Origin of the sequence: Caloramator sp. ALD01, assembly GCF_000472625.1 — a bacterium.
Classification (GTDB): Bacteria; Bacillota; Clostridia; order Clostridiales; family Caloramatoraceae; genus Thermobrachium; species Thermobrachium proteoclasticum.
Genome location: NZ_AXAA01000011.1, coordinates 1 through 24733 on the forward strand (window position 1 = coordinate 1; position 24733 = coordinate 24733).

The following is a 24733-nucleotide window of genomic DNA, read 5'->3' on the forward strand; positions in this document are numbered from 1 at the left end:
ATAGTCGTGAACTCTACGAGTTTCAGAATTACAACGAGGACAAGTATGAGGCTTCTTTTTCATTTCTAAATAAATTTCATAGCAAACATTATCAAGTACTTTTGTTATAATAACATCTTTAAAACCAAGTAAATTTTTGATACAATTATTAGTGTGCACTTGTAGGATGCCTCCTTTCAGGTAATATTTTTGTAGTTAATTTAATTTTACCAGGCATCTAAAACAGGTGCATATTTTTTTTGTAAAAAAATATGCTGGGGCTACGCCCCAACATTTATTATAGAACCATTTTTTTTATGCTAAAAATAATTTTATATAAAAAATATAATAATTTCTTACTTAATTAAATATAATTTAATTGAAATAAAGGAGGGGATAAAATGAGATACACAAGGTTAGAATTAAAAAAGAATGGTTTATCCAAGTTTGAATTAGGTATTTTATATTTTATATTAATAATACCAATAGTATCAATAATGGTGGGTTGGGCCATAACAAATTTTATAATATTACCAAAATACAGTTTAAAAAATAATGGCGTAAATACAATTGCAATTAATAAAGCAAATAAAGTTTATCTATTACAAGTTGGTGTATTTACGAATGAAACAAATGCAAAGAGTATGGTTCAAGAACTAAATAAAATTGGTATATATGGACATTACTATAAAGATAATGAAATATATAGAGTTATAACGGATGTATCTACAGATTTAAACTTTATTCAAAATAAAAAGCTTGAACTTGAAAAAAAACGTATTGATTCAATTATAAGACAGTTGGATATCAAAAATAAAAATAATCAACAGGTTGAAAAGACTACAGATTATATAAATAAACTAATCATAGCTCAAATATTAGTTAAAGACGGACAAGTTTCTCAGGAGCAGTTTAATCAAATGTTAAAGGAGTTTTATAATAAATATAAAGATGATAATAAAATAAATGATGTAATTAATATTTTAACGGATTATCAAGAAGCCATTAAAAGCAATAATCAAGATAAAGTCATTTATTATATTGTTAAAAGTATGAATTATTATAACGTTGTTCAGACTAAATATTAAATTTTTATTAATATAGATATAGGTATTGTAGATAATATTTTAAAATGATAAACTTATTTGTGATATGATTAAAATTATTATTTTTTGTCAACATTTAAAAGGGGGAAATTTATGGGTAAAACAAAAGAAAAAATATTTGATTTTTTTGTATTGCTTCTTTGTGTCTTAGCAGGTGAAGCTGTATATATAACCCTATCTAAAATAAAAAGTTTGAGTTTTTTAACTACTGAGTTAGTTATAGGAACACAAAAGCCCATAGTTATCGACATTATGTTTTTTAATTTTGTATTAGGTTTTAATTTGAAATTGAATTTATTTACTATTATAGGTTTCATATTAGGTATTATTTTTATAAAAAGAGTTAGGTGATACAAATGAAAATAATTTTAGCATCATCATCTCCAAGAAGAATAGAAATGTTAAAAAATTTAAATTTAAATTTTGATGTTGTTCCATCTGATTTTAAAGAAGAAATAAATTTAAATGACCCTATTGAACTTGTTAAAAATTTTGCTTATAATAAGGCTTTAGATGTAAAGCAAAAAGTTAATGATGAAGCCTTAATTATTGCTGCTGACACTATAGTATATAAAGATGGAAGAGTGCTTGGAAAGCCATCAGATGAAGAAGATGCTTTTAATATGCTAAAATTTTTAAGTGGAGATCGCCACGAGGTTTATACAGGAATATGTGTGATGTTTAGAAATGATTGTATTGTTGATTATTCTTGTACATACGTGTATTTTAAAGAATTAAGTGATTTACAAATAAAATGGTATATTGAAACCAATGAACCCTTTGGTAAAGCAGGAGCTTATGCCATACAAGGATTTGGTGGTTTATTTGTTGAAAAAATAGATGGATGTTATTTTAATGTGGTTGGTTTACCAGTAAGTAAACTATATGATATAATTAATAGGATGGGGATAAATTTGTTTTAAGGAGAAGGATAATATGGACTGTTATTCAATCAAAATAAAAGATATCCCCATTAATGAAAGACCAAGAGAAAGACTTTTGAAATATGGTGAAGAAGTCCTATCAAATCAAGAGCTTTTAGCAATAATATTGCGTACAGGCACTAAATCAGAAAGTGCACTTGATTTGGCTAAAAGATTAATTACTAATTATGGAGGAATAACATTTATTGCAAAAAGTTCTGTTTATGAGCTTAGCAAAATAAAGGGTATAGGTCTTGCTAAGGCTTGTGAAATAAAAGCTTGTGTTGAAATAGGCAAAAGGTTAAATTCATTTAAAGGGAATAATAGAGTTAAGATAACTTCACCAGAAGATGTGGCTATGCTTGTAATGGATGAGATGAGATTCCTATCAAAGGAGCATTTTAGAGTTATATTTTTAAATACAAAAAATTATGTTATACAAATAAAGGATATTTCAATAGGAAGTTTAAACTCATCAATAGTACATCCAAGGGAAGTTTTTATAGAGGCAATTAAAGTTAGTTCTGCTTCAATTATATTATGTCATAACCATCCTTCAGGAGATGTAACTCCGAGTCAAGAGGATATAAATATTACGAAGCGATTAATTGAGGCAGGAAAAATAATTGGAATTGAAGTTTTAGATCATATTATAATTGGAGATATAAATTATTTAAGCTTTAAGGAAAAAAATATAATATGACATCATGAAAGGAGTATGAAATATGGGATTATTTAGCATTTCAAAAGATATGGGAATTGATTTAGGAACAGCAAATACTTTAATATATTTAAAGGGCAAAGGAATAATTTTGAGGGAACCATCGGTTGTTGCAATAAGAAATGATAATACAAAGCAGGTTTTGGCAGTTGGAGATGAAGCTAAGGAAATGATAGGTAGAACACCAGGTAATATTGTTGCAATAAGACCTCTTAAAGATGGAGTTATAGCAGACTTTGATGTTACACAAACAATGTTAAATAAGTTTATAAGAAAAGTAACAAATAATAGTTCATTTGTGAAGCCAAGAATAGTTGTTTGTTTTCCATCTGGTGTAACAGAAGTTGAAAAAAGAGCTATTGAAGAAGCTACAAAACATGCAGGTGCAAGGGAAGTTTATTTAATGGAGGAACCTATGGCTGCAGCAATAGGTGCAGGACTTCCAGTTAGCGAACCTACTGGAAGTATGGTTGTAGATATAGGTGGAGGAACAACTGAGGTTGCAGTTATATCACTTGGAGGAATAGTTACAAGTAAGTCTTTAAGAATAGCAGGTGATGAGCTTGATCAGTCAATCGTACAATATATAAAGAAGGAATATAATTTAATGATTGGTGAAAGAACAGCCGAACAGATAAAAATGGAGATTGGGTCAGCTTTCCCAGACGAAGAAGAAACAACAATGGATATAAAGGGAAGAGATCTAATATCAGGTTTACCAAAGGTAATTACAATCTCATCAGAAGAGATAAGAGAAGCAATAAAGGAGCCAGTTGCAGCGATAATAGATTCAATAAAATCAACACTTGAAAAAACTCCACCAGAGCTTGCTGCAGATATTATGGATAAGGGAATAATGTTAACAGGTGGAGGTGCCCTTTTAAAGGGATTAGATAAATTAATAAATAAGGAAACTCATATGCCTGTTCATATTGCAGAAAATCCGCTTGATTGTGTTGCTATAGGTGCAGGTAAGGCTCTTGATAATATAGATAAGTTAGGTTTAAATAAAGGCTTTGGTTTCCCACAAAAAAATAGATAATATAGAAAGAGGGAGCTAAATGGATTTTTTAAAGAACAGGTTGTTAACCATAATACTTGTTCTTTGCCTTGTACTTACTATTTTTATTGGAATTACTGCAAATAATAGAAGCAATGAAGGGGCTATACAAGGGGTAATAAATTCAGCTATAGCCCCAATACAAAAACAGGTATATAATGCGGGGCAAAGGATATATAATATTTTTTCTTTTTTATCTTCAATTTCAACATTAAGGAAAGAAAATATAGAACTAAAAAGTCAGATTCAAGATTTGAAATTAAAATTAATAGACTATGAGAAAATTAAATCCGAAAATACCGAATTAAATAGACTATTACAATATAAAAATGATAATAATTTTAAATATATATCAGCTAATGTTATTGGTAAAGTAGGAGATAATTGGTTTAATGTTGTCATATTGGATGTAGGAAGTAATGACGGGGTAAAAAAAGGTTGTTATGTTAGAGCAGCCGATGGTTTAGTAGGTAAAGTTGTTGAAGTTAATAGTACAACCTCTAAGGTTATGACAATTTTAGATGAAAACTCAAAAATTCCTGTTACAATTAATGAAACAGGTGATGATGGGCTATTAATTGGAAGTAACAACGATAGTTTATGTAAAGTTCAATTTTTGCCAAGTGAAACTAAAGCTGATAAAGGTAATATTGTAATAACAAGTAATATAACAACAAATCCAGATGTTTTAGTACCAAGCGGTATTATAGTTGGAACTATAGAAAGAATTGAATATGAAAAGATAAATTTATCAAAGACTGCGTTTATAAAACCAGCGGTTGATTTCTCAAAAATTAAAAAAGTACAAGTTTTAGTTAAATAAAGGGGAAAGTGTTGTGAAAAGAAGTATTACTTTTGTATTGATTGGTTTATTATGTTTAATATTACAAAATACTATATTTATGAATTTTAGTATTTTTGGTATAAAAGTGGATTTGCTGTTAATTTATATTGTAAGTATATCAATGTTTCTTGACAAAGTAGAATTGATATTTGTAGTTTTACCAATAGGCATTTTTAAAGATGCCTTTTTTCCTTATATTTTTGGAATTAATACTTTAATCTATATAATTGTTTCATTTGTTGTTAATTTAATAGAAAATAAGATCTATAAAGATACAATAGTAATTCCTATATTGTTTACTTGCCTATCAACCTTAGTAAAATTCATACTTGTTTTTATCTTTATATATCCATCAGGTATATTAAATTATAGTTATGAAAAGTTTTTGATATTATTTGTATATGAGATAATTTTGAATGCGTCTATATGTCCTTTTATATATAACGTTGTTAAAAAAGTAAATATGTCCGAAAAATTAAAAAAGGATTGGAAGTTTTAAGTAGTAGGTGGTTTAATGAAGAAAAATAGAATAAAATACTTTACAATTATATTAATTATGATGTTTCTGACTTTAGCATTAAGGTTAGCCTTCTTACAATTAATAAATGGAGATTATTATAGTCAGCAGGCAGAAGCTGTATTTAGTAGAGTTTATAGTGAAAAACCACAAAGAGGAGAGATTTTAACAACTGAAGGCATTAAACTTGCTACTAATATACAAAGTTTTAATATAATATATACAGATAATAGGAAGGTAGTACCTGAGAAGGATATACCAAAGGTGCTTTTAAAGGCAATTAGAGTTTTAAAGAATGAAACGCCAGACTATGAAAAATTGATTTTAGATACTTTACCAATTAAGATTGATAATAATAAGGTTGAATTTGATTTTGATGTTTATGTGTCTGAAGAGGATTTAAATTTAAATGATAATATAAGCCAAGAAGAAAAGTTAAAGAAAATAGAAGAAAAAAGACAAAAAATTCTAAAGGCAAAGGAAGAAAGATTTAAAAAAGACTATAATCTACCTTTAGATTTAGATGCAAACCAAACATTATATGAATTGTTTGTTAAATATAAGATAGCAAATAAAAATGAAGATAGATATATTTTTGTTGAAAATATGAGCCTACAGGAGGCTAAAGATGTATTGTCTTTAAGGCTATTAATTGAAAAAAATAGATTTTATAAATATAAACCTGTTGAAATAGCTAAAAATGTTTCAAGAAAAACAGCTTTTTATATAGCGATGAAATCTGAGGAACTACCTAATGTATCCTTTAATGAAGAACCCTTAAGATATTATCCAAATGGAGATTTTGCCTCACATATTTTAGGATACCTAAGTAGAGCTGGAGAAGACACAGCAGAACAGTATAAAAGTTTAGGCTATGATATAAACAATGAGTGGATTGGTGCAATAGGTCTTGAGGCAAAATTTGAAAATATAACCAAAAACGAATATGGTGCATCCCTAAGGGGAGAACCTAAAGAAAAATATATAACGGTAGATAAATTTGGTAATCAATTAAAATTAATCGGTGAAGTAGAAGGAATACCAGGTGATACAATAGTTACAACAATAAGTTATAATCTACAAAAGGTGGCAGAAGAATCATTAGAGAGGCTATTTAAAAACTTGCAGGAAGGCAAGGTTGATGGAACTAGAAGACCCAATGCCAATAGAGGAGCTGTTGTTGTTGCTAATGTAAAAACAGGAGAAATACTTGCTTTGGTAAGCAAACCAAGTTTTGATCCTAATCTATTTGCAGAGTTTGGTACAATAAAGGATGAAGAAACAAGATTGCGTATTTTCACACCAGAAAAATTTTTAACAGAGACACAAAAATATTATAATGAAGTATTAAAACTTGATATAGTACCAAAGCCCTTATACAATTATGCTACAAAATCATTAGTTCCTCCAGGTTCAACCTTTAAACTATTAACTTCTATTGCGGCACTTGAGGAGGGCATAATAACTCCTAATACAATTATAGTTGATAAGGGTATGTATAGAGAATTACCGGGATTTAAAGGTAATTGTTGGATATGGAATGAAAAACATACAACTCACGGACCGGTTAATGTAGCTAAAGCATTACAGGTATCCTGCAACTATTTTTATTATGCAGTTGCTCAAAAAATGGGATGGGATAAATTTGATAAATGGGTTAAGAAGTATAATTTAATAAGAAATGGTAATAATTCAGCAACAGGAATTGAAATAGGTGAAAATTTTGGTCAAGCAAGTAGTGTAGAAAAAAGGAAGGCACTCTTTATAAGAAAATATTTAAAAAATATAATGGAAAAGCTAAAAATAAAAGAAGATGATAAGTTATTATCAGATATAAAAGAAATGTTTTTAAACGAGAATTTAGATGATACAAGATTAGCTGGACTTAGTGAAAATCAAAAAAAATATATAAATAGTGCATATAACCAATTTATAGCAGAAGCTAAGAGATTATCAGACCTACTAAGTGCATCAATAGGACAGGGAGAAAATCAATTTACACCACTTCAGCTTGCACAGTTTTATATGACTGTAGTCAATGGAGGTAATAGATATAAACTGCATTTAGTTAAAGAGATATTAAATCCTGATGGCTCTTTAAAGTATAAAGTAGAACCTGAAGTATTAGATAAGGTTGAAATAAAACCTGAAACTTATAATGCAGTAATGCAGGGATTACAAAAGGTTAATGAAGAAGGTTCTGCAGCAAGCGTTTTTAGGAATTATCCTATTCCAACAGGAGGAAAAACTGGAACAGTTCAGATTTTCAATGATTTTTCAAGTGAAATAGCTAAAAGGGCAAGTGCAGATGGTGTTGTTGCAAACGGTGTATATGTAGGGGTTGCTCCAATTAATGATCCACAAATAGTAGTTGTAGTATTGGTCTATAATGCTGGACACGGATATTCCTGTGCAAGTGTTGTAAAGGATATTTATGATGAATATTTTGGATTAAATAAAATGCAGCCAAATAGTGAAACATCAAATTCACAGATATCAACAACACACTAATATAATAATAATTAGGGGAGTCATTTTTAAAATGATTCCCCTAATTATTTAGACAAGTTTCAATATCAAAAAATGTATTTTTTAAAATGAATTTGTATGTTAAAATAAATAAGTGTAATAATTTTTTAGAAGGAAATTTAAAATTGACGTAGAATAATATTATTAAGTGACCTTGGAGGTAAAAATGGGTAGCATTGTGATTAAGGGAACTAAAGAAGGGCTAATCCTGTATTTAAATAGCAATAATAAAGAAGTTATTGAAGAAGAAATAATTAATAAACTTGACAATGCTAAGGATTTTTTTAAAGGTAGTAGATTAAAATTAGTGGACAAGCTTAATTTATTAGATGAATCATTTTTGAAATATATGATTGAGTTATTAAAAGAAAGATATGACATAAATGCATATTTTGAAAATATTAAGGTAAAGGAAGAAACAGAAAAGGTTTTTTCTGGCATATATGAGGGAAGAACAAAATTTATAAAAAATACAGTGAGATCTGGACAAAGAATAAATTATCAAGGTAATATTGTAGTTATTGGTGACGTTAATTCAGGTGCAGAGATAATAGCAAATGGTAATATAGTTATTTTAGGTGCTTTAAGGGGAGTTGTACACGCTGGAGCTAATGGTAATAGAAAAGCAATAGTAGCAGCTTATATGTTACAACCATCCTTGTTAAAGATTGCTGATATAACATCGAGGGCTCCTGATGAAAAAATAAAACCTAAGGTACCAGAAGTAGCTAAAGTAAAGGATAATTTAATAGTAATAGAACCATATAAATTTATATGATGATGGAGGGATTAAATAATGGGAGTGGCTATTGTTGTAACTTCAGGAAAAGGTGGCGTTGGAAAAACAACAACCACAGCAAATATAGGTACAGCACTTGCTATGCTTGGAAATAAAGTTGTTGTAGTAGACGCAGATACTGGTTTAAGAAATTTAGATTTACATTTAGGATTAGAAAATAGAATTGTTTATAATTTAGTAGATGTTGTAGAAGGTACTTGTAGATTAAAACAAGCACTAATAAAGGATAAAAGGTTTGACAATTTATTTTTACTACCTACAGCACAAACAAAGGATAAAACAGCAGTTACGCCAGAACAAATGCAAAAATTAATAGATGATTTAAAAAAGGAGTTTGATTACATAATAATAGATTGCCCTGCAGGAATTGAACATGGATTTGAAAATGCTGTAGCTGGAGCAGATAGAGCAATAGTAGTTACAACTCCAGAGGTTTCTGCTGTTAGAGATGCAGATAGAATTATTGGAAAGCTTGAGGCAAAAGGATTAGAAGATCATCAGCTTATAATAAATAGAATAAAATATGAAATGACAAAGAAGGGCGAAATGCTAAATATTGATGATATGACTGATATATTGGCGATTAAGTTACTTGGAATAATTCCAGAAGATGAAAAAATTGTCATTTCTACAAACAGAGGTGAGCCAGCAGTAACTGATGAAAACTCAAAGGCAGGTAAAGCTTATAGAAATGTAGCAAGAAGAATAATGGGGGAAGAAGTTCCATTCTTAGATCTTGAGGAAGAACCATCTGGACTTTTGGCATCAATTAAGAAGATATTCTTTAAGAAGTAAGGGGTGTTGCTATGGATTTATTTAAGTTTTTTAGTAAGGAAACTCCTTCAAAGGATGTAGCGAAGGAAAGGTTAAAATTAATACTCATACACGATAGAGCAAATGTTTCACCACAGTTTTTAGAAATGGTAAAAGGAGATATTATTAGGGTTATTTCAGATTATGCAGAAATTGATGAATCAGGATTGGAAATAAAACTTACAAGAGCAGGTGAGCAAGGAACTTCTTCTCCGGCACTTGTTGCAAATATACCAATAAAGAAGATGAAGGAATTTGGAAGATAAGATGTTTTCTTATCTTCTTTTTTGTTTTATAATATAGTAGTTAAGGAGGTGTAGTATGATTAAAATAAATAAAAAATTGTTTAGATACTTTGATTGGAGTATATTTTTTAGTATGATTGCTATTTGTATTTTAGGAATTACAACTATAATGTTTGCAAATAATGCCTTGGAAACTGGAAATTTTAGAAATACAATTGCTCAATTTATTATATTATTAGTAGCTTTAGTAGCCTTTGTATTTGTAATCACAATTGATTATACAACAATAGGGTCCTATTACAAGATAATATATGTTGTTACTAATTTATTAATAATAGCAGTTTTGTTATTTGGTAGGGAAGTAAATGGAGCTAAGGCTTGGCTTGGTATTGGTCCTTTTGGTATTCAGCCATCAGAATTTGCAAAGCTATCAATTATAATTGGATTATCAAAAATATTAGAGGATGTAGATGAAGTAAATAAATTTGAGGTGTTAAAAAGGGTTGCAATTTTTGTTTTAATTCCTATGGGGTTAATACAGTTGCAGCCAGACTTAGGGACAAATATGATAATTGCAGTTATTGTATTAGGTATATTATTTGTTGCAGGCTTGGATATGAAGTTTATTTATATACCTGTGACTATCCTTGCAATTTTAATACCAATAGCTTGGAATTTAAACATAATTAAGACATATCAAAAACATAGAATACTTGTTTTTTTAAATCCTGAGTTAGATAGATTAGGTGCAGGATATAATGCATCAATGGCTAAGCTTGCTATAGCATCAGGAAGGTTTTTCCCAAAATCATCCTTTGCAGATATAATACAAGGGAATACACAGCTTTCATCAGGTAAATTTATACCAGAAGCTCATACCGACTTTATATTTGCTGTTTTTGCAGAGAATTGGGGATTTTTAGGTTCAATTATTCTTTTAATTTTGTATCTTAACATTCTTTATAAATCTATAAAAATATCAAAGGTTGCAAAGGATAAGTTTGGACAATATCTTGTTATAGGTATTGTTACTATGATAGGATTTCAAATATTTCAAAATATAGGTATGGATATAGGTTTAATGCCTATAACTGGTATACCACTGCCTTTTATGAGTTATGGTGGAACATCTCTATTAACTAATGTTATTGCAATAGGTCTTATTTTAAATGTAAGTATGAGAAGAAAAAAAATAAATTTTTAAAATGCATGCTTTTGCATGCATTTTTTTATTACCTAAAAATAAATATATAGTAGATTAAAAAGGAGGTGCTTTAAATGAATTATTATAATTATAATAGGTTTGTATATAAAAGGAAAAATAATAAATATCTTGAGGGATTTACAAAGAGGCTGGCAGTTGTAGCTGTTATTTTTATTCTTATGTTTACAATAAAGATAACTTATACGTACAATGGTAATACTGTATTATTTAAAATAGAAGAATATTATAGAAAGGATTATACTCAAACTATTAAAAATATAGTTAGTCATAGTAATTATATTAGTGTATTTTCAAATAATATATTTCAAAATAAAAAAGAAGTATTTAAACTTGATTTTATGCCATTAGATGGTCAAATAATTAAGCCCTTTGGTGAATACGTAGATCCAAATAGCAAAAAGAGCTTTTTTAACAATGGTATAGATATTGAAGTTAAAGATACATATAATGTACTGTGTGTTTATGATGGAATAATAGAAAAAGTTGAAAATACAAAGGATAATGGAATAGTAGTAACTGTAAGTCACAAAGATAATTACAAAACAGTATATTATAACCTTATAGAATTAAATAAAGATGTAGGTGAAGAAATTAAAAAAGGCGATATACTTGGAAAAGTTGATAAGGAAAAAAATAAGTCATTTCATTTTGAAGTTATGCACTCAGGAAGCTATGTGGATCCTCTTAAATTTCTAAGCAATAGATAGAGGTAAAAAATGACTTATGTTAAAGTTATTCTTTTATATATGATTTTTTACCTTATGCATGAATTAGCACATATTTTATGTTCCTATATATTCGGGTACACAATTGAAAGCATAAAATTTAAGTGGACAGGATTTAATATAAATTTTAAAGAAGAAATCATCAATCCAATCTATGATGTTGCTATATCATTATCTGGTCCTGCCTCTAATTTGATTTGTATTTTGTTTTTTTATTATGTTTTTTCAAATGAAATTTTGTTTAGGGTTAACTTTGTTCTATTTTTATTTAATATAATGCCATTTAATTATTCAGATGGTGGTAGAACATTAAGAATGATTTTAAAATATTATGTTGGTTTTTATAAATCTTATATTATAGTAAATTTGTGTAGTATCATTTTTGCAGTTTTTCTTTTGATTGTTTCTTTTCTAAATATTAACAAATTAAATTTTATATTAATATTTTTTGTTGGCATAGCAATTATTATAAATTCAATTATTGATTATAATAATATTGTAATAAACATATTAAAGGATGTATATGCGAAAAATATTTTCTTTAAAAACAGAAGGATAATAAAGATTAAATTAAAAGGGGTACAATCTTCAAATAAAATCCTTGATATTATTAAGACTTTTTGTTTTAATAAATATTATGTAATATATGTATTTGAAAATACAAAAATTATAGGTAAGGTTACAGAATATGAGATTATTAATTACTTTTTAAGTTTTGGTAATGTTACTTTTGAAGAATTAATAAAAAAATCTGGGAGGAGTTTTTAATGATAAACTTAAACGAAGAAATATTATTAAAGGTACAAAAGCCAGCACGATATGTTGGAAATGAAGTAAATTCAGTAATTAAGGATAAAAAAGATAAGATAAGATTTGCATTTTGTTTTCCTGATGTTTATGAAGTTGGTATGTCACATTTAGGTTTGAAGATTATCTATCATTTGCTAAATGAAAGAGAAGATTGTTATTGCGAAAGGGCATTTGCTCCTTGGCCAGATATGGAAAGATTAATGAGAGAAAATGATATACCTCTTTTTGCATTAGAAACAAAGGATGCACTTAGTGAATTTGATTTTGTTGGCTTTACATTACAATATGAAATGAGTTATACAAACATAATTAATATGTTAGATTTAGCACATATTCCTTTATATTCAAAGGATAGAAGTAATCATCCTTTTGTTGTTTTTGGAGGCCCTTGTGCTTACAATCCTGAGCCATTAGCAGATATTGCAGATTTTTTTGTGCTTGGTGAGGGGGAAGAAGTATTAAATGAGGTGTTAGATTTATACTCTAAATTTAAAAAATCAAATGCATCAAGGCAGGAGTTTTTAGAGAAGGTAAGTGAAATAGAAGGAATATATGTTCCCTCACTATATGAAATAGAATATAATACGGATGGAACAATAAAGAGGATGGTTCCTAAGAAAGAAACTTATAAAACAAATATAAAGAAGAGAATAATAAAAGATCTAAATAATTCCTTCTATCCAGAAAAGATGATAGTTCCACTTACTGAAGTTGTACATGACAGAATTATGCTTGAGACATTTAGAGGATGTACAAGAGGTTGTAGATTTTGTCAAGCTGGCATGATATATAGGCCTATTAGAGAAAAAAAGACAGAAAAGTTAATTGATTTGGCAGATAAACTTATTAATGAAACTGGATATGATGAGATATCCTTAACTTCACTTAGTATTTGTGACTATTCAGATATTCAAAACTTGGTTAATAAATTAATTGAAAAATATAAGGAGAGCAATGTTGGCATATCATTGCCGTCACTTAGAATAGACTCCTTCTCTGTTAATTTAATAAATGAGATACAGAAGGTAAGAAAAACAGGACTGACTTTTGCACCAGAAGCTGGAACGCAAAAAATGAGAGATGTTATAAACAAGGGTGTTACAGAAGAAGACTTAATAAAGTCAGTACGTAGTGCCTTTGAATTAGGTTGGAATAATATAAAACTTTACTTTATGATTGGGCTTCCATTTGAAGAAGATGAGGATGTTGAAGGTATTGCAGACTTAGCATATAAAGTTGTTGATGAGTATTTTAAGGTTCCAAAGGAAAAACGTCAAAAGGGACTAAATGTTACAGTTAGTACTTCATCCTTTGTACCAAAGCCCTTTACACCGTTTCAATGGTTTGGTCAAAATACAATGGATGAACTTTATAGAAAACAAAAATTATTAAAGGAAAAAATAAAAAGTAGGTTTATAACATATAATTGGCACGAGACGCCTATTAGCTTTTTAGAGGGAGTATTCTCAAGGGGAGATAGAAGATTAACTAAGGTTCTTGTTAAAGCTTGGGAGTTAGGTTGTAAATTTGATGGATGGCAGGAGCATTTTGACTTTGAAAAATGGATGAAGGCATTTGAAGAGTGTAATATAGACCCACATTTTTATGCAACAAGAGAAAGAAGTTTAGACGAAGTATTGCCTTGGGATTTTATTGATGTAGGTGTAAGCAAAGAGTATTTAATAAATGAATATAAAAAGGCTGAAAAAGGTATTTTAACGCCAGATTGTAGGCAAGGTTGTACAGGATGTGGAATTACAAAACTTTTGAAAGGTGGTAAATGTTTTAATGAATAGATATGTATTTAAACTAAAGAAGATGGGAAATACAAAATATATTTCTCATTTGGATACGATGAGAACTCTTCATAGAGCAATAAGAAGAGCAGGATTACCCTTGACTTATTCAAAGGGATTCAATCCTCATCCAAGTATTTCCTTTGCATCACCTTTATCTGTTGGAATAGAAAGTTTTGCTGAATATATTGATATTGAATTTGATTCTTTTATAGACAAAAATGAAATATTAGAAAAAATTAATTTTAATATGCCAATTGGTTTAGAGGTATTGAAGGTTATACCAATAAACAAAAAAATGCCTACTTGTATGGCAGCAACTTATGCTTCAAGATATGAAATAAAGCTAAAACGTTCTCAAAATAATAAAATTGAAGAGGCAGTAAATAATATTATAAATGCAAAAGAAATCATTAAAACAAAAAAGACAAAGTCAGGAGAAAAATCAATTAATATAAAAGAAATGATTTTTGATTTAAAGATAAAAAATATAGATGAAAACTATTTTATATTAGAATGTATTGTTTTAACTTCAAATTCTGGAAGCTTAAGTCCAGAAGTTATTGCTGATATACTAAAAGAATCTGTTGCAATAGGAGTTCCAATTATAAAAAGAACAGAAATGTATACAAAAGTTAAAAATGATTTAGTACCTCTTGATGAATTCTTTAGCAGGATGTGATTAAATGATACTACTAATAGATGAAAATAATATACAAAACAGAGCTTTACTTATGGATGAAAATAGATTAGTAAAAATCTATATAGAAAATAAATATGAAGAAGATATATGTGACAATATATATGTAGGTAAGATTAAAGGTATTTCAGACAAAATGAAGGTGGCTTTTGTGGATATAGGATTTAAAAAGGAGGCTATTATGCCTCTTTTTTCTAACCAATACACTATTAACCAAGATGTGATAGTTCAAGTAAGTAGGGAAGCAAAAGGTAATAAAGGGCCAAGAGTTAAAGACAAATTACAATTAAAGGGTAGATACATAATTTTAAACATAAATAGTAAAGAAATCAGTATATCTACTAAAAATAAAAATTTCAATACTCAGCATTTAGATAATTACGATGGTAGATACGGATATATAATAAGAACCAATACAACGATAGAAGATATAAAAGAAGTTGAAGAAGAATACTACAGATTATCAAAGATAGCGGACGGAATACTACAAAGAAAAAGTTTTATTAAACCACCATATTTAATCTATAAAAATAATGAGTTTTATAAAAATATTGAAGATGAAATTTTAGATAAAAACATTGAATCAATTAAAGTTAACAATGAAAAATTAAAAAGAGAATTAAGTAAAAGGGGTAATTTTAAAGATAAACATATTATAATTGATGAAAATATTCCTTACTTTATAGAAGAAGTTATTAAAAATAATACATCACGAGTTATAACAATGAAGAACGGTGGTAGTGTGATTGTAGATTTAACAGAGGCTTTTACAATAATAGATGTTAATTCATCCTTATCCACTAATACCAATAATGCTTTTGAAATAAATAAGGAAGCGTGTGATGTTATTATAGACTTTATAATAAAATATAATTTAAATGGTAATATATTAATTGATTTTATCGATTTAGATTTCAAAAAGAGAAAAGAGTTAGAGAAATATGTAAATGAAATAATTGAAAAAAAGAATTTAGATTTACAAGTTTTTGGGTTTACTAAATTAGGTATAATGGAAGCTTCACGTAAAAGGTACAATAAAAGTTTTTTTGAGAAGTATTATGATATAGAACTAAAATCAAAAAGTATTTATACTATTTTAAGGGAAATTGAGCTTTTATTAACACAAAAAAATTCAAGTGAAATTTATATTTTAATTAATAATAGTATATACTTGCAAAATGAATCTATTATTAATATATTAGTTAAAGAAATTGAAAAGAAAAATAAAACTAAAATAAAGTTAATTTCAAGTGATATAAAAGACTATAAAATAATAGATGATGAATTAGAATTAAACTTAATAAGAAATAAAAATAACTTATCTATAATTGAAGAAGATGATGATAAAATAATAATTCAGATTAAAAAGTAAAAAAGTGTTGACATAAAAGCCTTATGTATGATAAACTACCATCTGTAGACCGCTCGAGACGGGCTTTAAACCAAAGGGTGCCTTGTTCTACGGCGAGACTGGTTAGAGGAGGTGTAAAAATGTACGCAGTTATAGCAACAGGTGGAAAGCAATACAGAGTACAAGAAGGTGACCTACTTTTTGTAGAAAAGCTAAATGCTGATGTTGATTCAACTGTTGAAATCAACGAAGTTCTTGCAGTATCAAAGGATGGAAAGTTAACAGTTGGTGCTCCAACAGTTGAAGGTGCAAAGGTAGTAGCAAGAGTTGTTAAGCACGGAAAGGCTAAGAAGGTAATAGTTTTCAAATTTAAGGCTAAGAAGGATTACAGAAGAAAGCAAGGTCATCGTCAACCTTATACTCAAATTAAGATTGAAAAAATCGAAGCTTAATTAATATAGAGCTTTCTTATAAGGAGGTGTAATCAATGGCTCATAAGAAAGGTGTCGGTAGCTCCAAGAACGGTAGAGATAGTGAATCCAAAAGACTTGGTGTCAAGAGAGCAGATGGACAATTTGTTCTTGCAGGCAACATACTTGTAAGACAAAGAGGAACTAAGATACATCCAGGTGAAAATGTAGGTAGAGGAAAAGACGATACTCTATTTGCATTAATAAATGGTGTAGTAAGATTCGAAAGATACGGTAAAGATAGAAAGAAAGTAAGCGTATATCCAGCTGAAATTGCACAATAATAAATGCACCCAGTAGGGTGCATTTTTGTTGCATTTTATATATTGGTGGTGTATTATTTAAATGTTAATACACTTGCAAGTAGGTGATTTTATGAAGGATAAATCAAACATAAAATGGTGTATGAATCAAATGCGAAAACAGAGGCACGATTTTATGAATTACTTACAGGTTATTTATGGATATCTACAAATAAATAAACCTGAAGAAGCATTAAACTATATAAAAAAAATAAACTCAAGAATGTATATGTTAAGTCAACTTTATAATCTTGATAATAGCTATTTATCTTTAATAATTAATGACATAATAAATTCAATAGAGAGATGTGCACTTGAATGGCAATTAAAAAATTTAAATTTTTACATATCAGAAGAAAAATTAAGCAAAAATATTAACAAGTACATAGAAAATTTAGATATATTTAAGCAGGAACTTTATGATATTTTAAGAAAAGAATTTAAAAAACAGGAGATCTATATAGATGCAAAAGAAATTGAAGAAGGGGTACAAATTTTATTATACAATGATATGGAAATTGACTTAAATAATAACAATTTAAACTTTATTCTAATTTCTGAAAATATATCACTATATAAAGAAAACGATAAGAAAATTGTAATGATTAATATACAGTAAGGTGGTGAACATTATGTTTGTAGATGTAGCTAAGATATACGTTAAAGCAGGCGATGGAGGACACGGTTGTGTATCATTTAGAAGAGAAAAGTATGTTCCATTTGGTGGACCAGATGGTGGAGATGGTGGACGCGGTGGAGATGTTATATTCAAAGTTGATGTCAATATGCGTACATTATTAGATTTTAAATATCAAAAGAAATATGAAGCTCAGCGTGGAGAAAATGGTGGTACAAATAACAAATTCGGTAAAGACGGTGAAGATTTGGTTATAAAGGTTCCAGCAGGTACTGTAATAAAGGATGCAGAGACTGAAAGAGTAATAGCTGATTTAGTAGAGGAAGGTCAAGAATTTGTAGTATGTAAAGGAGGAAGAGGTGGAAGAGGAAATACAAGATTTGCAACTCCAACAAGGCAGGCACCTAATTTTGCAGAACCAGGTATGCCTGGGGAAGAAAAATGGATAACACTTGAATTGAAGTTGTTAGCTGATGTTGGATTAATAGGATTTCCTAATGTAGGTAAATCAACAATTTTATCAATGGTAACTGGTGCTAAACCCAAAATTGCAAATTATCACTTTACAACCCTTAAACCAAACCTTGGTGTTGTTGAAATGCAGGGAGTAAAGAGTTTTGTTTTAGCTGATATACCTGGTTTAATCGAAGGAGCACATGAGGGAGTAGGACTTGGAATAGATTTCCTAAGACATGTAGAGAGAACAAAGGTTTTAATACACGTTATAGATGCATCAGGAATTGAAGGTAGAGATCCAATAGATGATTTCTATAAAATAAATGAAGAGTTGAAACTGTACAGTGAAAAATTATCAAAGAAACCACAGGTAGTTGCAGCAAATAAGTGTGATATTCCAGGTAGTGAAGAGAATGTTAAGAGATTGAGGGAAGAGCTTGGTAAGCAAGGAATTGAGGTATTTGAAATATCAGCAGCAACTAATAAAGGATTAAAGGAAGTTATGTTATATGTAAGCAATATGCTTGATAACATTGTTGAAGAAAAGCAAGAATATGAGGTATATGTTCCAGAAGAAAAGAAATTTACTTATACTATTAGAATAGATGAAGATGGAACATATGTAATAGAAGGTTCCTTTGTAGATAGATTACTATTAAGTGTTAACATTTATGATAGTGAATCATTAAAGTATTTCCACAAGGTTTTGGAAAAACGTGGAATAATAGATGAATTAAGAAAAATGGGTATAAAAGATGGTGACCTTGTAAGAATGAATGATTTTGAATTTGAATTCATAGAATAGGAGGATAGATATGCTGACGAGTAAACAAAGAAGCTACTTAAGAGGGTTAGCAAATAGTATAGATTCAATAGTTCAAATTGGTAAAGAAGGAGTGGACGATAGAGTACTTGCACAAATAGATGAAGCATTAGAAGCAAGAGAAATAATAAAGCTTAATGTATTAAAGAATTCATTACTAACTGCAAGAGAAGCTTGCGATATAGTCTGTGAAGAATTAGACGCTGATCCTGTTCAAGTAATTGGTAATAAATTTGTAATATATAGACAATCTAAAAACAAACCCAAAATAGAATTACCTATGAAAAAATGATATGTTAAGTTATAGGTGCCATAATTATAAATTTTATATGGCACTTTCCTTTTTTCTGTTTTAAACGCATATTTATATACTTTTATTTTTTATTACTTTTTTATATAATAAAAAAGTAATTTTTGTTAGGAGTTGATTTTATGTTATCAGTTGGTATAATGGGTGGTACCTTTAACCCAATACATAATGGCCATTTAATAATTGCAAACGAAGTCCTAAATCAAATGAATTTAGATAAGATATTTTTCATACCAGTAGGAAGACCTCCGCATAAAAATATAAGTGATATTGCAAGTGCTCAAGATAGATTTAATATGGTAAAGCTTGCAATTAATGATAATAAAAAATTTGAAGCACTTGATATTGAAGTAAAAAGAACTGGTTTTACTTATACAATTGATACACTAAAAACATTGAATAAACTCTATGGTAATTACAAATTCTTCTTTATAATAGGTTATGATACATTAAATGAGCTACATACTTGGAAGCAAATTGATGAAATTCACAATTATTGCAGCTTTGTTGTTGTAAATAGAAATTCAGAAAAAGACGATATATTAGATTTAATTACAAATTATCGTAAAAAGTATAATTTAGATATTCGTTTTATAAGTATACCTAATATTGATATATCATCATCTGTGATAAGAAATAAATTAAAAAATCAAAAATCTATACAGTATTATGTACCAAGTGAGGTTGAAAAATATATATATGCGAACAATCTCTACTCAAATAAAATAAATAAAGAAGAAATCATAAATTTTGTTAAGCAAAGTTTAGATGAAAAAAGATACAGACATTCAATTAATGTATCAAAGATGGCAGTTAAATTAGCACAAAAATACAACATAGATAAAGAAAAGGCTGAAATAGCATCTATTTTGCACGATAATGCAAAAAATTTAAGTTTAGATGTAATTATGGGATACATAAAAGATTATGGGATAATGCTAAATGAAATAGATAAAAAGTCACCACAAATTTTACATTCCTATGTAGGGGCATATATAGCAAAGGATAGGTTTAATGTTGATAGTGATATATTTAATGCGATATATTATCATACTGTTGGAAGAAAAGATATGTCTATCCTTGAGAAAATAATTTATATTGCAGACATAATAGAAGAGGATAGGAATTTTGATGGTGTAGATGAAATTAGAAAGCTATCATTTGAAAATTTAGATTTAGCAATTATAAAATCCTGTGATTCAACGATTAAGTATTTGTTAGAAAGAGGATTACTTATCCATCCTAATACTGTAGAGCTAAGAAATAGTTTATTGGATATGGGGGAGTAATATGAAAAGACTAATTAAAATAATTACAATCCTTTTATTTATAGTTTTAATACCAATATTTATATTAAGTATTAATAAACCAAAAGCAGCAAATTTATTGTTAGTTGGGGTTGATGCAGGTGACTATGAACACAAAGATGCTCCTAAACGTTCTGATACAATAATGTTAATTCATCTTGAACCAAAGGACAAAAAAATATTTATATATTCAATACCAAGAGATACAAGAGTAAAGGTTAATGGAGAATTTAGAAAAATAAATTCTGTACACGCTATTGGAGGAATAGATTTATTAAAATATAAGTTAGAAGATATGTTAAAAATAAACATAAATAATTATGTTAAAGTTGATTATAAAGCTTTTAGGGAATTGATTGATGCAATTGGAGGAGTTGATGTAATTATACCCTTTGATATGAATTATGATGCAAGAGATATTAAAATACATTTTAAAAAGGGTGAAAAGGTGCATTTAGATGGGCAAAAGGCAGAACAATTTGTAAGATGGAGAAAAAATAATGATGGAAGTGGATATGCTTTAGGAGATATAGGTAGAATATCAACACAACAGGAGTTTTTGATAAAAGTAGCTGAAAAACTAAAGTCACCACTTACACTTGTAAAGTTTCCAAAGATTTTAGGTGTTGTATCAAAAAATGTACAGACTGACCTAAATGGAATTGATATGATAAAATATGCTATATCCTTCATAGGCATATCAAAAGATGAGATTAAAACAAAAGTAATGTCTGGAGAACCAAAGTATATAAATTCAGTTTCATATTATATACCAAGCTATAAAAATGATTATGAGTTTCTAAGATATTATAGATCTAGAATAACAGGCAATAAGGTTGATTGTAGTATACAAATATTAAATTCAACAAATAAAAGTGGACTTGCTGCAAGATATAAAGAATTGCTAAAGGAAAATAAATATGAAGTAAGTAAAATAGGAAATTATAACAAAAAATTAGATCAAACACTTATATATTGTAATGATGAAGAAGTTGGCCAAGAAATTAAAGAGATTATAGGATGTGGCATAATAAAAAAATATGATAATCAGGAAGAAGATGTTGTTGTCATATTAGGGTTAGATAGTGTAAAATAATTATGTCTTTTTTTATTAAACCACCATATAAATATAATAAGAAATATTTAATTAAAGTTAGGAGGAATGTTTCTTGATGGGAACATCTGGCATGGCATATTTTATTGGTAAAACAGCATCTGAAAAAAAGGCCAGGGATATAAAAATTTTAGACGTTAAAGGTTTATCTGAGATAGCGGATTATTTTGTTATTTGTAGTGGGACATCGACTATACAGGTTAAAGCTATAGCTGATGAGATAGAAGAAAAGATGGCAGAAAAGGGATATGAAATAAATCATAAAGAAGGATATAATTCTGGAAAGTGGATATTGTTGGATTATGGTGAAGTAATTGCACACATATTTTATGAAGAAGATAGAGAATTTTATGATTTAGAAAGATTATGGATAGATGCAGAGGCAATTAGTATATAATCTTTGACAATTAAAGATTAATATAGTATAATATACAAAAAATAAATATTGTTGCCTTCTGAGGAGTAGTAGGAATTTACGGCATTCAGAGAGCTGGTGGACGGTGCAAACCAGTTGTACGAAATTCTGAACTCGCCTCGATGAAAAGAGGGCAGGGAGACCTATATCTGATTAAGTGGACCAATTTATGGTCAAGTAGGGTGGTACCGCGAGAAGTTGCCTCGTCCCTATATTTAGGGGTGAGGCTTTTTATATTGCAAAAGAATTTTTATGGAGGTGGAGTTATGGCATTTTATGATTTTGAAGGTATAGAAAAAAAGTGGCAAGAAAAATGGGAAAAAGAAAATAATTTCCACGGTGAAGATTTTTCAGAAAAACCAAAGTATTATATGCTTGTTATGTTTCCTTATCCTTCTGGAAAGCTTCATATGGGACATGTTAGAAATTATTCAATAGGTGATGTTATAGCAAGATTTAAAAGGATGCAAGGGTATAATGTACTACATCCAATAGGTTTTGATGCATTTGGATTACCTGCTGAAAATGCAGCAATAAAACATGGCATACCTCCAAAGGATTGGACAATAAGCAATATGGCTGAAATGGAGGATCAATTAAAAAGATTAGGATTTAGTTATGACTGGCAAAGAGAAGTAAAAACTTGTATGCCAGAGTATTATAAATGGACACAATGGATGTTCTTACAAATGTATAAAAATGGTTTAGCCTATAAGAAAAAATCATTTGTAAATTGGTGTCCATCTTGTGAAACTGTTTTAGCAAATGAGCAGGTTGTAAATGGTGAATGTGAAAGATGTGGAACACCTGTAGGCAAGAAGAATTTAGAACAATGGTATTTTAAAATAACAGATTATGCTGAAAGACTTTTAAATGATATTGATAGACTAAAGGGTTGGCCTGATAAAGTTAAAATAATGCAAGAGAATTGGATAGGAAAAAGTACAGGTGCACTTATAGATTTTAAAATAGAAGGCAGAGAAGATAAGATTACTGTATTTACTACAAGACCAGATACAGTTTTTGGTGTAACATATATAGTTCTTGCTCCTGAACATCCTTTGGTGCAAGAAATTTCAAAGGGAACTGAGTATGAAAAACAAGTAACTGAATTTGTAAATAAAATGCAATTTGTAAATGAAGTTACAAGAACATCCTCTGATTTAGAAAAAGAGGGTGTATTTACTGGAGCCTATGCTATAAACCCTGCAAATGGTGAGAGAATTCCAATTCTAACAGCAAACTATGTACTTTTAGATTATGGCACAGGTGCTGTTATGGCTGTACCTGCACACGATGAAAGAGATTTTGATTTTGCTAAGAAATATAATTTGCCAATTAAAGTTGTAATAAATCCTGAGGGAGAAAATTTAAATCCTAATACTATGACTAATGCATATACTGAAGATGGAATAATGTGTAATTCAAAGCAATTTGATGGAATAAAGAATAGAGAGGCTTATAATAAAATAATAGATTATTTAAAGGAAAAAGGAGCTGGAGATTATAAAGTAAATTATAGATTAAGAGATTGGTTAATATCAAGACAAAGATATTGGGGTGCACCAATTCCAATAGTATATTGTGATCATTGTGGGGAAGTGCCAGTACCTGAAGAACAGCTTCCTGTATTGCTTCCAGAGGATGTTGTATTTACTGGAAAAGGGGAGTCTCCACTTACAACATCTGAATCATTTATGAATACAACTTGCCCAAAATGTGGTGGTAGAGCAACAAGAGAAAAGGATACGATGGATACATTTGTTTGCTCATCTTGGTACTTCTTAAGATATACAGATGCTACAAATCAAAATAAAGCATTTGATTTTGAAAAAGCAAAGTATTGGATGGATGTTGACCAATATGTTGGTGGAGTTGAGCATGCAATTTTACACCTACTATATTCAAGATTTTTTACGAAAGCTCTATATGATTTCAAAATATCACCAGTAGATGAGCCATTCAAAAATCTTTTAACTCAAGGAATGGTACTAAAAGATGGTGCAAAAATGTCAAAATCTAAGGGTAATATTGTGAGCCCTGAGGAGATAATAAAAGAATATGGAGCAGATACTGCAAGATTGTTTATTATGTTTGCTGCACCTCCAGAGAGAGACTTAGAGTGGAGTGATCAAGGTGTTGAAGGTTGTTTTAGATTCTTAAATAGAGTTTGGAGATTGGTTGATGAACTAAAGGATAGATGTAAAACAACTTCGACAATAGACCTTCAACAATTATCAAAAGATGATAAGGAAATGAGAAGAATATTACACTCAGTAGTAAAGAAGGTAACTGAGGATATTACTGAAAGATTTAATTTTAATACTGCTATAAGTGCTACTATGGAACTTGTAAATGCACTATATCAATATAAAGAAAAAGAAGATGCAAAGGATGAAATATTAAAAGAGGCAGCAGAAAAGCTAATATTAATTTTAGCTCCATTTGTACCACATATTACTGAAGAACTTTGGGAAATGATAGGAAAAACAGGAAGTGTACACCAACAAATGTGGCCAACTTATGATGTTGAGGCATTAAAGCAAGATGAAATAGAGATAGTTGTTCAAATTAATGGAAAGTTGAGAGGAAAGATTTTAGTTTCACCAAATGCATCACAGGAAGAGATACTATTAACAGCAAAGAATGATGAAAAGATTAAGCAAAGCTTAGAAGGAAAACAAATTGTAAAAGAAATAGTTGTACCAGGAAAAATTGTAAATATAGTTGTAAAGTAAGCATAAAAAGAGCCATAG

Annotated in this window: 26 protein-coding genes; all 26 read left to right on the forward strand. The window is 28.8% G+C overall.

What is annotated here, in order from left to right; all coding sequences use genetic code 11:
* Nucleotides 1-380: 380 nt before the first annotated feature.
* The 26 genes from A3M9_RS0106610 to leuS all read left to right on the forward strand — a co-directional run bounded on the left by A3M9_RS0106610 (nt 381) and on the right by leuS (nt 24715).
* Complete coding sequence (locus A3M9_RS0106610) at nt 381-1067, forward strand: SPOR domain-containing protein (protein ID WP_027308525.1); 687 nt, start codon at nt 381-383, stop codon at nt 1065-1067.
* A gap of 111 nt (nt 1068-1178) precedes the next feature.
* Entirely contained in the window at nt 1179-1436 is a 258-nt protein-coding gene (locus A3M9_RS0106615) for a DUF4321 domain-containing protein (protein WP_027308526.1), read from the forward strand.
* A gap of 5 nt (nt 1437-1441) precedes the next feature.
* Complete coding sequence (locus A3M9_RS0106620) at nt 1442-2008, forward strand: nucleoside triphosphate pyrophosphatase (protein WP_027308527.1); 567 nt, start codon at nt 1442-1444, stop codon at nt 2006-2008.
* Between the two features lie 13 nt (nt 2009-2021).
* Nucleotides 2022-2711: a DNA repair protein RadC gene (radC, locus tag A3M9_RS0106625; RefSeq protein ID WP_027308528.1), complete on the forward strand. Its 690-nt coding sequence runs from the start codon at nt 2022-2024 to the stop codon at nt 2709-2711.
* Between the two features lie 22 nt (nt 2712-2733).
* Complete coding sequence (locus tag A3M9_RS0106630) at nt 2734-3771, forward strand: rod shape-determining protein (protein ID WP_027308529.1); 1038 nt, start codon at nt 2734-2736, stop codon at nt 3769-3771.
* Nucleotides 3772-3790: 19 nt separating this feature from the next.
* Nucleotides 3791-4612: a rod shape-determining protein MreC gene (gene mreC / locus A3M9_RS0106635; RefSeq protein WP_027308530.1), complete on the forward strand. Its 822-nt coding sequence runs from the start codon at nt 3791-3793 to the stop codon at nt 4610-4612.
* A gap of 13 nt (nt 4613-4625) precedes the next feature.
* Complete coding sequence (gene mreD / locus A3M9_RS0106640; RefSeq protein WP_027308531.1) at nt 4626-5132, forward strand: rod shape-determining protein MreD; 507 nt, start codon at nt 4626-4628, stop codon at nt 5130-5132.
* A 15-nt stretch (nt 5133-5147) separates the two neighbouring features.
* Entirely contained in the window at nt 5148-7661 is a 2514-nt protein-coding gene (locus A3M9_RS13360; RefSeq protein ID WP_035166042.1) for a penicillin-binding transpeptidase domain-containing protein, read from the forward strand.
* Nucleotides 7662-7845: 184 nt separating this feature from the next.
* On the forward strand, nt 7846-8457 hold the full coding sequence (gene minC, locus A3M9_RS0106650; RefSeq protein ID WP_027308532.1) for a septum site-determining protein MinC: 612 nt from the start codon (nt 7846-7848) through the stop codon (nt 8455-8457).
* An 18-nt stretch (nt 8458-8475) separates the two neighbouring features.
* On the forward strand, nt 8476-9273 hold the full coding sequence (gene minD, locus A3M9_RS0106655) for a septum site-determining protein MinD (protein ID WP_027308533.1): 798 nt from the start codon (nt 8476-8478) through the stop codon (nt 9271-9273).
* An 11-nt stretch (nt 9274-9284) separates the two neighbouring features.
* Nucleotides 9285-9557 carry a cell division topological specificity factor MinE gene (gene minE / locus A3M9_RS0106660; protein ID WP_027308534.1) on the forward strand — a complete coding sequence of 91 codons (273 nt, stop codon included), beginning with the start codon at nt 9285-9287 and terminating at the stop codon, nt 9555-9557.
* A gap of 55 nt (nt 9558-9612) precedes the next feature.
* Entirely contained in the window at nt 9613-10740 is a 1128-nt protein-coding gene (gene rodA / locus A3M9_RS0106665; RefSeq protein ID WP_035166044.1) for a rod shape-determining protein RodA, read from the forward strand.
* Nucleotides 10741-10814: 74 nt separating this feature from the next.
* Nucleotides 10815-11468, forward strand: a complete 654-nt coding sequence (locus A3M9_RS14175) for a M23 family metallopeptidase (RefSeq protein ID WP_051350632.1) — start codon at nt 10815-10817, stop codon at nt 11466-11468.
* Nucleotides 11469-11477: 9 nt separating this feature from the next.
* Nucleotides 11478-12254, forward strand: a complete 777-nt coding sequence (locus A3M9_RS0106675; protein WP_027308536.1) for a hypothetical protein — start codon at nt 11478-11480, stop codon at nt 12252-12254.
* Nucleotides 12254-14092, forward strand: a complete 1839-nt coding sequence (locus A3M9_RS0106680) for a TIGR03960 family B12-binding radical SAM protein (protein WP_027308537.1) — start codon at nt 12254-12256, stop codon at nt 14090-14092. The genes A3M9_RS0106675 and A3M9_RS0106680 overlap by 1 nt, the downstream gene beginning before the upstream one ends.
* Nucleotides 14085-14774, forward strand: coding sequence for a TIGR03936 family radical SAM-associated protein (locus A3M9_RS0106685; protein WP_035166046.1), 690 nt, complete (start codon nt 14085-14087; stop codon nt 14772-14774). Before A3M9_RS0106680 ends, A3M9_RS0106685 begins: the two co-directional genes overlap by 8 nt.
* Before the next feature lie 4 nt (nt 14775-14778).
* The gene (locus tag A3M9_RS0106690; protein ID WP_027308539.1) at nt 14779-16164 is read left to right on the forward strand and encodes a ribonuclease E/G; all 1386 of its coding nucleotides are present in this window, start codon (nt 14779-14781) and stop codon (nt 16162-16164) included.
* A gap of 119 nt (nt 16165-16283) precedes the next feature.
* A complete protein-coding gene (gene rplU / locus A3M9_RS0106695) occupies nt 16284-16595 on the forward strand; it encodes a 50S ribosomal protein L21 (protein ID WP_027308540.1) in 312 nt (103 codons plus the stop codon).
* A 35-nt stretch (nt 16596-16630) separates the two neighbouring features.
* The gene (gene rpmA / locus A3M9_RS0106700; RefSeq protein ID WP_027308541.1) at nt 16631-16897 is read left to right on the forward strand and encodes a 50S ribosomal protein L27; all 267 of its coding nucleotides are present in this window, start codon (nt 16631-16633) and stop codon (nt 16895-16897) included.
* Between the two features lie 91 nt (nt 16898-16988).
* Nucleotides 16989-17534 (forward strand): Spo0B domain-containing protein, encoded by a 546-nt coding sequence (locus A3M9_RS0106705; protein ID WP_198011945.1) that lies wholly within the window; start codon nt 16989-16991, stop codon nt 17532-17534.
* A gap of 13 nt (nt 17535-17547) precedes the next feature.
* Nucleotides 17548-18813 carry a GTPase ObgE gene (obgE, locus tag A3M9_RS0106710; protein ID WP_027308543.1) on the forward strand — a complete coding sequence of 422 codons (1266 nt, stop codon included), beginning with the start codon at nt 17548-17550 and terminating at the stop codon, nt 18811-18813.
* A gap of 10 nt (nt 18814-18823) precedes the next feature.
* Nucleotides 18824-19123, forward strand: a complete 300-nt coding sequence (gene yhbY, locus A3M9_RS0106715) for a ribosome assembly RNA-binding protein YhbY (RefSeq protein WP_027308544.1) — start codon at nt 18824-18826, stop codon at nt 19121-19123.
* 140 nt (nt 19124-19263) lie between these two features.
* Nucleotides 19264-20430: a nicotinate-nucleotide adenylyltransferase gene (gene nadD, locus A3M9_RS14420; protein ID WP_035166048.1), complete on the forward strand. Its 1167-nt coding sequence runs from the start codon at nt 19264-19266 to the stop codon at nt 20428-20430.
* A 1-nt stretch (nt 20431) separates the two neighbouring features.
* Entirely contained in the window at nt 20432-21544 is a 1113-nt protein-coding gene (locus A3M9_RS13370) for an LCP family protein (RefSeq protein ID WP_051350633.1), read from the forward strand.
* A gap of 76 nt (nt 21545-21620) precedes the next feature.
* Nucleotides 21621-21959, forward strand: a complete 339-nt coding sequence (rsfS, locus tag A3M9_RS0106730; protein ID WP_051350642.1) for a ribosome silencing factor — start codon at nt 21621-21623, stop codon at nt 21957-21959.
* A gap of 284 nt (nt 21960-22243) precedes the next feature.
* Nucleotides 22244-24715 (forward strand): leucine--tRNA ligase, encoded by a 2472-nt coding sequence (leuS, locus tag A3M9_RS0106735; RefSeq protein WP_027308547.1) that lies wholly within the window; start codon nt 22244-22246, stop codon nt 24713-24715.
* The last annotated feature ends 18 nt before the right edge of the window (nt 24716-24733 follow it).